Genomic DNA, 10,068 nt, shown 5'->3' with positions numbered 1-10,068 from the left:
GGCAATGCAAAATCTGCGATGAACCGGGGAATATCCGTTAAACTAGACGGCATGATTTCCACCCCACAAACTGACGAAGCATTGATGCTGCTGTACTGCGAAGGCGACCTGCAAGCCTTTCGCGAGCTGTATCAGCGTCACAGCAATGGTCTGTACCGTTTTATCAGTTGGCGTTCGCCACGCCGTGAATGGGTGGATGAAATTGTGCAGGACAGCTGGGCAGCCTTGCACACTGCCCGCCAGCATTACACGCCTCTGGCAGGTTTTCGTACCTATCTGTACCAGATTGCACGCAACCGCCTGATTGATCTGTTGCGCCAGAAAGAAATTTTTCTGGTTGGTGATGACGCACATCACGATGTCTTCGACAATGCCGCTATCGACAACGCCACACATGCCAACCAGGATACGCTGTCGCCAGAAGCCGCACTGGATAAAAAACAGCAAGCCGACAGGCTGCATGCAGCCATACGGGTTTTACCGAATGACCAGAAAGAGGCACTCGTCTTGCAGCAATTTAATGGACTCAGCCTCGAAGAAATTGCAGCCATCACTGCAGTACCTGTGGAGACTGTCAAAAGCAGATTACGCTATGCCATGCAGAAATTGCGCTCCCAATTGCATAGCCAGACGAAGCAAGGTGAGCCAGCATGACTTCCAGAGATACCGACATCAACGATATTGACCCTATGCAGGACGCCGAATTTGAAGAGTTCCTGCAAGGCAAAGGTGCGCTTGCCGATTTGCTGCATGAATTGCCGCAAGATACACCTTCAGCCGCACTGGATGCAGCAATACTGGCCGATGCCGAAGCAGCCCTGGACCCACACCTGAGACTGGCTGCGTCGGAAGTGCCCATGATACAGGCAGCTATTCTGGCACCCCAGCCAACTCTGCCAGTTCAACCAGTATTGTCACCATTGGCAGCGGCCAATGATGTGCAAAATCCTGATGCATCGTCACTAACGTCACCATCATCACAAAAGCCTTCATTTTTATGGCGCTGGAAACTGCCACTGGGTTTGGCCGCCAGCGTTTTGCTGGCCGTACCCTTTGTCTTGCTGCAAAAAAATCAGCAGGATACATATCCGCAACTTGCCAAGAATGAGGTGCAGCTGCAAGTGCCAGAAGAGCGCAAGGCAGCAACAGTCGTGGCTGCCGCGCCAATGGCCGACATGGACAGTGCGGCAGCAAATATACCCGCGCAATCACCACGCAAACCTGCAGGCAGCGTCAAAGCCAAATCACGCCTGATGGACAAGGACAATACGGTTGTCGCCATGAACCGGCCCGAGCCGGTTGCACCAGTTGTTGCACAAGTTGCCGCTGTACCTGCTGCGGCAACTATCGCTATCCCCGTGCCCCCTGCTGCTGCCATTGCCGCCGAACCGGTCATTGTGGCGTCTGCGACACCAGACGCATTGCGGCGCGCTATTCCGGCTGCACCAGCAGCCGCCATGTCAGCTGCCGAAGTCTCGTCCCTCGCAAAAATGGCAGCAAATGCCGCATCGGATGACAAACAGGCGGCCGGCGGGCAAGCTGAAAGGGCACGCACATTTGCCACCGGTTCAGTCGCCATGAAAGAAGAAGTGCCACGACAATATTTAAGGGCGAACGAGGCTGAAACCAAACCGGCTATACCACAAACAAGCATGGATACGCGTATGGCAAAAAGTGCCGCCCCCCTCAGTGCGCCAGCCATGGCAGCCATGAAATCGTCTGTAGAAAAGCAACTTGCAGACAATAGTAACAATGTTGCCATGCCTGCGCCGGTAGCTACAGCACCGCCACCCATGGTGCAAACGCCACCAGTGGCAGCACCAGTATCTGATGCGCAGTTGCGATTGGCAAAGATAGAGAAACTGATCAAGGCCAAACAAAACAAAACAGCGCTGGAGGAATGGAACAGGTTCCGCACTGTTTATCCGGATTATGTCGTGGATTTGTCCCTGCAAAAGCAGATTGAGAATCTGCAAAAATAAGCCGGCGTGCATTTGGATCTATAAATAGGACTTACGAAAAATTGTCCCGGCAAGGCGTCAGCGACGCAGACAGTACTTTAGTACGGCAAGGAGCTGCAACGCAGCTGGGGCGGTTTTGCGTAAGTCCTAATAAACAGAAGTACACTGACGGACAGGATGTCTTTGATGAAAGGCTCAGCCATGAACTCGAATCAACAACGCAGAATATTTGTCGCACGCCTGCTCGGTGCAGGTCTCGCCATGTACACCCTGCCTGGCCGCGCAGCTAACGAAGTGCCCCTGAAAGAAGATGAAGTCGAAGCCAAGCAGCATGCCTATGTGGAAAATGCTGCCAAGGTCGACATCAAGCGCTTTCCCGAATTCAAGAACACGCAAAAATGCGGTAGCTGCCAGCTCTATGAAGACAAACGCAACGGCTGGGGCGCATGCGGCATCTTCCCAGGCAAGTTGGTGAAGGAAGAAGGCTGGTGTGATGTCTGGGGTTAATGTCTAGCGTTAATGTTTGACCTCAATGCCAGGTTCTATACTTGAACAAACCTATTTAGCAGCATAACAGCACACAAGGCTTCCTGCTGTATTCAGGCGCCAGCAGCAATCTCGTCTGTTTCCACATAACGTTCAATCTTGAACAGCTCGCTTTCACTACATTGAAACACCTCAATAAAGGCAGACAGAAATTCCACCTTCCAGTGGTCTGCCTTGTTATCGACGATGCGCAATAGCTGTGAATGCGATACGGTGACCTTCTTGCTGATCAGTATGCGATGCAGCGCAGAGACCGAACGAATTTTGTGTTCCGCCATTAATTCGCGTAGTCGCAATACGACCCTGATACGTTGTTGGCCAAGGGCTATTTCAGGTAAAACTGTTGATATGGTATGCATGTCCGAACCTCACTTCGAAGGCGCGCATCATAGCAATAAACGAAGAAATATTGCACCTGTCGCAAAAACACATCAAATATTTCATTAATTTCGTCATGCCATGCTTGTTTTATTCAAAAACCTGTGGCAAGATACATCCATCGACTAAGCAATACCCACTAGCACTCGCATTAACAAACACTATTTTAGGAATGATCGTGAAAACAACTTTGCTCCAACAACTGATACCAAGCCTGCGCTTCAATGCGCAAGCCCGGGCATCGGCCAAGGCCAGCAAAGCCGCGGCGAAGAAGGCTGCCCGCAATACGATTCCATTCTTCACATCACCAGAACACGCCGATAGTGAAATGTTCAATGATGTCAACCCCATGAATCTGCAAGATACATGGTTCATACAAACAGGCATACGAGGGGCAACCCTTAAGGTCACCGGAGCAAGCTAAGCCCGCTCCCCCGACCCCAGCGCTGAAAAGCCCGGATGCCTTCAACAGCTCCGGGCTTTTTTGTTTTTTGTTTTTGGTTTTTTTGATCCGCACAACGCAGATCACAGCAGTCAAACCCGTGCAAGCGGTCGTGACCGGACAACACCGGCCCATGGAAATTCTTTAACAATTCGGGAAGTATTATTCAAGCTCATTCCACAGGCATCTTCACATGCCTGTGGAATGAGAGTGGATACCAGGGTAGTGCGAACATTGACCGTTCACAAGGGTAAAAATCCCTCTGCCCGTTTCATCATGAAAGTGACTTTGCAATCAATGATTTCGAGGTTTTTTTCATGATGTCTTTGTCGTCTAAAGGTCAGGACAGCTGACTTTCTATCAGCGAATGGCGGTTCGATTCCACTCAAGGACTCCATCATTGTGTCTCAAGCTAAACAGGTGAAAGCACCGGTCTGAAAAATCGGGGAGCGTGGATCGTTACCACGGGGACGCACCAGCATCACTAAGCAAGAAAAGTTAATCAATCGGAGTATGGCGCAGCCCGGGAGCGCAACTGCTTTGGGAGCAGAAGGTCCGAGGTTCAAATCCTCGTACTCCGACCATAATTTATGAAACAAAAAACCAATACGGGGGTGTAGCTCAGTTGGGAGAGCGCCTGCTTTGCACGCAGAATGTCGTCGGTTCGATTCCGACCACTTCCACCAATTTTTTAACAACGCAATTACCGGAGCATCACATGAAACGAAAGACCATGCATCGCAAGATGCCAAACCATAAAATCACGCAGGATGTAGCTCAAAGGTAGAGCATTCGGCTTTTAACCGAACGGCGAGAGTTCAATTCTCTCTATCTCGACCACCACAGAATTTCGATTAAAGCGCAATCGTTTTAACCGGTGTTTTGTACAAGCCCCCCAATTTTCAATTCCTCGATAACTCAGCAGGCAGAGTGGCGTACTGTTAATACGCATGTCCCTGGTTCGAATCCAGGTCGAGGAGCCATTCTTTCCACTTTAACGCGTTCCTTTAGCTCAGGGGTAGAGCAACCGGCTCATAACCGGTCGGTCGCTGGTTCAAAGCCAGCAAGGGACACCATGATTTTTTACTTGTATAGCTCAATTGGTCAGAGCGCTGCCTTGATAAGGCAGAGGCTGGTGGTTCAATTCCATCTGCAAGTACCAACGTCAACAGAACTGACGAAAAAATCTTTACGCATTTTTTCGTCAGTCCCATTTATCTCAGTAGCTCAATTGGAAGAGTCGCGGTCTCCAAAACCGAAGGTTACAGGTTCAAGTCCTGTCTGGGATGCCACTATTTCTCGCCTTAGCTCAGCTGGAAGAGCGCAACAATACGAATGTTGAGGTCGCAGGTTCGATCCCTGCAGGCGGGTCCAGTTTTATCGTGTGATCAACAGATCACTGCTACCTCACCAGCAGGATGTGGAATGCACATACACGATAATTTTTTTAATAAAGGAAGATTCGCATAATGGTATTGCACCGGGTTGCTAACCCGGCGGGCTCCTCAGGCCCATGTGCGTTCGAATCGCACATCTTCCGCCAATTTTCGCCCTATTAACTCAATGGTAGAGTATTCGCCTGTCCAGCGAAGTGCCAGCGGTTCGATTCCGCTATAGGGCGCCAGTTTTTGCCGGTTTAGCTCAGTTGGTAGAGCAACTGATTTGTAATCAGTGGGTCGTGGGTTCAAATCCTGCAACCGGCACCAATCATGGAAGCGTGGCAGAGCGGTTCATTGCACCTGTCTTGAAAACAGGAGGTCCATAACGGACCCGTGAGTTCGAATCTCACCGCTTCCTCCAAGTACCCGAAGACAAGCCCCTGCGATGGGGTTTGTTTTTCGCCTTCTCTTAGGAGAAATCGCAAATCCGACGTGTGCAGCTGTCCAGCAAAATACACTACCATCCTGCTATCAAAGGTGGGAAGAAAGGTGGATAAATCCATGGTCTCCCGGATCAATCAGCTCTCTGCTCTGTCCGTTTGTAGCCTCGAACTAAGCGGCCTGTATGGCGACGGCGGCGGGCTGTGGCTGGGAATTGCCGTTGGCGGTTCCAAAAGCGACAGTGAGTAACTTTAAAATACAGCGAAAATTGATTTTACTTGTCATTTTCTTTGTATGGCTGTCTGTGGTGTTGATTTACGGTTGGGTAGATGTGTCTAGTACGATGGATGAGTTACAAGCGAATCCGACTCCAGACCTCTATGCTAACAATTTCGGATTTCAGATAATCGCATTTGCTCCCAGCAAAGGTATGGCATCGCTTTTGATCTTAGGAGTTGGACTTGTTGGAGGTCTGTCTTACACTAGCGGTCACGAACTTGGCGATTGACAGTAACCGGCCAACTGCGGTCGTTCAAAAAAAATGGGCAGCGACTTCGAAAAAATTTACAACGTGTCAATAACTATGAAATATTCTCAATCGCGCCGCCTGCCAGAACTGAAAACTCTTATCGACTTGGCTCACTCGTACCTTGCGGATGAGGTTCACTTTTCTCACGTTTGTGGTGCATCTATAAAGCTAAGTGAAGCTGTTAAAATTGACATAGTTGACGCAAGAATATTAAAGATTGCTCAAGAGTGGGAGATCATGTCACTTCGAGTGTGGCCTGAAATGGTGCAAGTTGAAAACCCTATTTCTCCCATTGAGTTTCGAAAATGGGTTTCACTTCAGTTGCGAGTCTTTGATGCAGAGCCACTGCGGTAGTAACGATTTGAAAGCGAAGGATATATATGTTTGATTTGGCACGGTCCTCGCTTTTTTTTGAGCGAATGGACGCAGAGCATCCGGAGGTGGTGCAAAACATCGAGATCGTTCACGAGAATAAACGTTTGTTGGATTCGGCCTATCACCAACCGAAACACTTCATACTTAGCCTTAACAATCTTCTACGTAGCCTTTTATTCTTTGTCGAGAATTCGATAAAAAACTCACCAAGTTGGCTCAATGCTTCCGTCACTGAGTTCAGGGAGGTGCATCGGAAAGACTACGAGATGCTCAAGTACCTTCGGAACGTGAGCGCCCACCAAAAATTGATATTTCCTGCGGAGTCTCTTGTTACCGGGCTCTTCAGAGTTTATTCCAATACTGACTACAAACTTAAGTTGGGTCACGGCAATCATCGAGAACCCGCTTCATACGCGCCTGACTTGGCGTTTAAAAATACGGCAGACATTTTTGATAATTTGTTGACTTTTTCGAGTCTTGCCTTCATGGACCTTGAACATTGTGCATTTGCCGAATGTCTCGGGGTAACTAGGCGGTGGTTCTACAAGGCGGATTTCAAATTCAATGAAAAAAACGTGCATGAAGTCATTGATGTTTACAATGTCACATCAAGCTTCTCGGAGTCTCTCCTGGATCACGTGTGTATTTCGTTCGCCCGTAATAAGGGGCTACAGTTCGACAAGAAATTTACCGTAGTGAGAGCTGAGCATAACAATGTAAATACGCTACTTGAACTGGACCTTTATCCTTCGCTTTTTTCAGGCTGGTGGGAAGACAGAATTGAACCTCTGAACTTTGGAGTACGGGTAGACCGGAATAGAGGCCGTATCCACCAAGCTGCAGATGAGTACTACTCATGGGTGTATGAACATCTAGTTAAGGAGCCCGCAGAATACGAATCGATGCTTTCAAAGTTTGCCAACCTGGAGCCTGATGTTATTTTTACTGAGGAATATCTCATGGAATTTCTTTCGTTCGTGACAAACAATCATTGGCACTTCAAGAAAGCTTTCCCCGGTGGTTTTATGAAATCGAAGGTTACTCCGTCAGACGTGATGATGCTCCAGCGATATGGGCGAACACTAGTAGACGAGTACAAAACTGGGAAGCTTTGCACTATCAAAGGTGCGAAAGATCAGTTGAATGGGCAGATCGCCAAAATTATTGGTGTGCTCGGATCAACTCCGAGTTCTTGATGTACCGACCTGCGAAAGCTATACGAGCGTAGCCCAATAATGCGAACTTCCGCAACGGGGCGTAAGCGGAAGTTGAATTCCCAGTTGTTTTAAATGAAATTGATTTTAATTTTTAAATTAAATCATACATTTTTGAAGCAGGTGGGCGCAAAGATGGGTAAATGAAAAATCCGCGTATTTTTCATAGGGAGATATTACTGACATCGCTTCCGCCATATTACGTTAGTAACTCAAAGGATAGAGCCCCGGTCTTCTACACCGACTGTTGCGGGTTCTAGTGGACTGTAATAGTTGAAACAGAAGTGAAAGACGCTTGCCCGGCGATCAGGGCAAGACGCAAAGCAGAGCGATAGTGAACTATCGCGAGCATTTGCAACGCAGCCATGGTCGTCGCGCAAGCGGAAGGCACTCTGTTTTCAACTGTTACAGTCCACTAACCCTGCCTGACGCACCATCTTTGATCGCCACACACAGACCCGTTTCGGCATTGCTGATTCGTGGCGATCATCCCCTCCTTTTCAATCGATACAAATCGAGATTTAGCTCAGTTGGTAGAGCATTCGCTTCATATGCGAGCGGTCGCTGGTTCAAATCCGGCAATCTCGACCACGACAACAAAATCCATACTTCCCATCCCCGTTTTTTATCCAGCTATACACCTAATCACATACAATCAACATTTTTTCGCGCACTGCGCGATAGCGGCAACCATAAAAATAACAAGGAAATTCCAATGAGAAAATTAGTCACCATCAGACAAGTCAGCAACATCAGACCCATCCCCGGCGCAGATGCCATTGAATGCGCAAGCGTGGATGGCTGGTCTGTCGTGGTCAAGAAAAATGAATTTCAGGTTGGCGATGCCTGCGTATATTTCGAGATTGATTCCTTTTTGCCTTTAAGCGACGCACGTTTTACTTTTCTGGAAAAGAACAAGATCAACTGGAACGATAAAGTTGGTGTGCGGTTGCGTACCATCAGATTGCGTGGCCAATTGTCACAGGGTCTGATTCTGCCTTTGGGTGAATTTTCGGAACTGACTGCACATGCTGTAGCCGGAGACGTTGATCTTGGTGCATTGCTTGGCATTGAAAAATGGGAACCTGCCATACCTGCCTCACTGTCTGGTGAAGTGGAAGGCCCCTTTCCGGATTTCATCAGCAAGACCGATCAGGAACGTATCCAGAATCTGACGGAAGTACTGAGCACGGATGCAAAAACGGAATTTGAAGTCACCATCAAACTGGATGGTTCCAGCATGACGGTCTTCCATCACGACAATGTATCTGGTGTCTGCGGTAGAAACTGGTGGATCAGGGAATCAGAAAGCAACAGCCTGTGGAAGGTGGCAAAGCAAAATAAGCTACTGACTGCACTGACGGCATATGGTCGCAATCTTGCCTTGCAAGGCGAAATCATAGGCGAAGGCATTCAGGGTAATCCAGAAAAACTGCGCGGTCAGGAATTTTATCTGTTTGACGTGTTCAACAGCGATACCCGTCAATATCTGGGCAGGGCAGAACGCCAGCAAGTTGTGGCTGATCTGCGCGCACTGGGTGCCAGTGTCAATGAGGTACCATGGCTGGAAAATACGACACTGGAGCGCTTTCAAGCAGATGTGGCCAGGGTGCTGGAGTATGCCGAAGGTGGCTCCCTGAATCCGGCAACTTTGAGAGAAGGTGTGGTATTCAAGCGTCTGGACGGCAGCATGTCATTCAAGGCAATTTCAAACAGCTATTTGTTAAAGCATGGCGACAGATAAGGAAATGTCATGGGCGGAAATGCACTACAGGCTGAATCGGTTCGATTGCCCGCATCAAGATACCGTGAAGTGGAACGGCATGCAGTGACAACATTGCAACGGTGTTTTCCACAACGCCGTATTGAAGCCGTCATTGCGTATGCCAATAAGACAGATTTTGGTGATCTGGACATCCTGGTCGAAGCTGGCCAGGACTATGATGCTGCGCAACTGGCGCAGGCATTGCAGGCGACCGAAGTGGTCTTTAATGGCGATGTCACCAGCATGGGTCTGGCGATAGCCGAAGGTGTGTTCCAGGTTGACTTGATACGAACAGCACCAGCATCATTTGATTTTGCTTCGCGTTACTTTGGCTTGAACGACTTTGGTAATCTGGTGGGCCGCATTGCCCACAAGTTTGGTGCCAAGTTCGGGCATCTTGGCTTGCTGTACCCACTACGCGATCCGGATAACAGCAGCCACATGATTGCCGAAGTTTGCATTACGACGAATTTTGGTGAAGCCCTGAGTCTGATTGGTTACGATGCCGCGCTTTACGAAACCATGCGCACCAATGGGCAGTTCAGAACCCTGAATGACATCTTCCGTTATGTCGTGGCATCACCCTATGCCAACCGCGAAATTTACCTGCTCGATAACAGAAATCACAAAGCCCGCATACGGGATGCCAAAAGAGCGACCTACAATGCCTTTCTGACCTGGCTGGACGAACAGGATGAGGTGGAATTACCAGCCTACCCGTGGGCCGAAGCTGGCACGACAGAGCGCAACAATCAGAAAAATGAATTTCTCGATACAACGTTTGCGCAGTTCCCCGATTTCAGGCTAGCCTATCACGATGCCCTGGCAGACTATGCCCGCAAAAAGCTGGTGAAGCGCCAATTCAATGGTGGCCTGGCTGCTGAGATTACCGGCTTGTCCGGCAAGGAACTGGGCGAACTGATGGCACGTGTACGCAATTCATTTGCCAATGAAACCAGTTTTGAAAACTTTTTTATAGAAGCCAGCCCTGAAGCCATCAAGGCCAGGTTTTTGCAGGAAGCGGCTGCGCAATCCTGA

The 10,068-nt window shown here is 48.9% G+C and carries 10 protein-coding genes and 14 tRNA genes; 23 read left to right on the top strand and 1 reads right to left on the bottom strand.

Annotation, left to right across the window (positions count from 1 at the left end; genetic code table 11):
* Window positions 1-51 precede the first annotated feature (51 nt).
* From H8L32_RS04445 to H8L32_RS04435, 3 genes are all read left to right on the top strand, one after another.
* The gene (locus H8L32_RS04445; protein WP_230412055.1) at window positions 52-654 is read left to right on the top strand and encodes a sigma-70 family RNA polymerase sigma factor; all 603 of its coding nucleotides are present in this window, start codon (window positions 52-54) and stop codon (window positions 652-654) included.
* Window positions 651-1,982, top strand: a complete 1,332-nt coding sequence (locus H8L32_RS04440; RefSeq protein ID WP_186945959.1) for a hypothetical protein — start codon at window positions 651-653, stop codon at window positions 1,980-1,982. The genes H8L32_RS04445 and H8L32_RS04440 overlap by 4 nt, the downstream gene beginning before the upstream one ends.
* 180 nt (window positions 1,983-2,162) lie before the next feature.
* Window positions 2,163-2,468, top strand: coding sequence for a high-potential iron-sulfur protein (locus H8L32_RS04435; protein ID WP_186945958.1), 306 nt, complete (start codon window positions 2,163-2,165; stop codon window positions 2,466-2,468).
* Window positions 2,469-2,560: 92 nt separating this feature from the next.
* Here H8L32_RS04435 and H8L32_RS04430 read toward each other — a convergent pair whose 3' ends face one another.
* Window positions 2,561-2,866, bottom strand: coding sequence for a helix-turn-helix domain-containing protein (locus H8L32_RS04430; RefSeq protein ID WP_186945957.1), 306 nt, complete (start codon window positions 2,864-2,866; stop codon window positions 2,561-2,563).
* Between the two features lie 197 nt (window positions 2,867-3,063).
* Between H8L32_RS04430 and H8L32_RS04425 the strand changes: the two genes are divergently transcribed.
* The 20 genes from H8L32_RS04425 (at window position 3,064) to H8L32_RS04330 (ending at window position 10,068) form a co-directional block, all read left to right on the top strand.
* Window positions 3,064-3,309 carry a hypothetical protein gene (locus tag H8L32_RS04425; protein ID WP_186945956.1) on the top strand — a complete coding sequence of 82 codons (246 nt, stop codon included), beginning with the start codon at window positions 3,064-3,066 and terminating at the stop codon, window positions 3,307-3,309.
* 340 nt (window positions 3,310-3,649) lie between these two features.
* Window positions 3,650-3,724: transfer RNA gene (locus H8L32_RS04420), tRNA-Glu, on the top strand.
* Window positions 3,725-3,834: 110 nt separating this feature from the next.
* Window positions 3,835-3,911 (top strand) — tRNA-Pro (locus H8L32_RS04415).
* Window positions 3,912-3,937: 26 nt separating this feature from the next.
* Window positions 3,938-4,013, top strand: a tRNA-Ala gene (locus H8L32_RS04410).
* Between the two features lie 80 nt (window positions 4,014-4,093).
* A tRNA-Lys gene (locus H8L32_RS04405) sits at window positions 4,094-4,167 on the top strand.
* 67 nt (window positions 4,168-4,234) lie between these two features.
* Window positions 4,235-4,310 (top strand) — tRNA-Asn (locus tag H8L32_RS04400).
* Window positions 4,311-4,328: 18 nt separating this feature from the next.
* Window positions 4,329-4,403, top strand: a tRNA-Ile gene (locus tag H8L32_RS04395).
* Between the two features lie 9 nt (window positions 4,404-4,412).
* A tRNA-Ile gene (locus H8L32_RS04390) sits at window positions 4,413-4,489 on the top strand.
* A 54-nt stretch (window positions 4,490-4,543) separates the two neighbouring features.
* Window positions 4,544-4,619, top strand: a tRNA-Trp gene (locus tag H8L32_RS04385).
* A 6-nt stretch (window positions 4,620-4,625) separates the two neighbouring features.
* Window positions 4,626-4,701: transfer RNA gene (locus tag H8L32_RS04380), tRNA-Arg, on the top strand.
* Window positions 4,702-4,782: 81 nt separating this feature from the next.
* Window positions 4,783-4,870: transfer RNA gene (locus H8L32_RS04375), tRNA-Ser, on the top strand.
* A gap of 6 nt (window positions 4,871-4,876) precedes the next feature.
* A tRNA-Asp gene (locus tag H8L32_RS04370) sits at window positions 4,877-4,951 on the top strand.
* A gap of 6 nt (window positions 4,952-4,957) precedes the next feature.
* Window positions 4,958-5,033 (top strand) — tRNA-Thr (locus tag H8L32_RS04365).
* Between the two features lie 5 nt (window positions 5,034-5,038).
* Window positions 5,039-5,127, top strand: a tRNA-Ser gene (locus H8L32_RS04360).
* Window positions 5,128-5,331: 204 nt separating this feature from the next.
* Window positions 5,332-5,655: a hypothetical protein gene (locus H8L32_RS04355; RefSeq protein ID WP_186945955.1), complete on the top strand. Its 324-nt coding sequence runs from the start codon at window positions 5,332-5,334 to the stop codon at window positions 5,653-5,655.
* A 75-nt stretch (window positions 5,656-5,730) separates the two neighbouring features.
* Window positions 5,731-6,030, top strand: coding sequence for a hypothetical protein (locus H8L32_RS04350; protein WP_186945954.1), 300 nt, complete (start codon window positions 5,731-5,733; stop codon window positions 6,028-6,030).
* Between the two features lie 26 nt (window positions 6,031-6,056).
* Entirely contained in the window at window positions 6,057-7,247 is a 1,191-nt protein-coding gene (locus H8L32_RS04345) for a hypothetical protein (protein ID WP_186945953.1), read from the top strand.
* Between the two features lie 533 nt (window positions 7,248-7,780).
* Window positions 7,781-7,856 (top strand) — tRNA-Met (locus H8L32_RS04340).
* Window positions 7,857-7,980: 124 nt separating this feature from the next.
* Complete coding sequence (locus H8L32_RS04335) at window positions 7,981-9,009, top strand: RNA ligase (ATP) (protein ID WP_186945952.1); 1,029 nt, start codon at window positions 7,981-7,983, stop codon at window positions 9,007-9,009.
* Between the two features lie 9 nt (window positions 9,010-9,018).
* Complete coding sequence (locus tag H8L32_RS04330; protein WP_186945951.1) at window positions 9,019-10,068, top strand: hypothetical protein; 1,050 nt, start codon at window positions 9,019-9,021, stop codon at window positions 10,066-10,068.

It is taken from the genome of Undibacterium hunanense (assembly GCF_014284335.1).
In the GTDB taxonomy this organism is placed as follows: Bacteria; Pseudomonadota; Gammaproteobacteria; order Burkholderiales; family Burkholderiaceae_D; genus Undibacterium; species Undibacterium hunanense.
The sequence above is the reverse complement of the archived record's forward strand: the minus strand, read 5'-3'. Positions and strand labels throughout refer to the sequence as shown.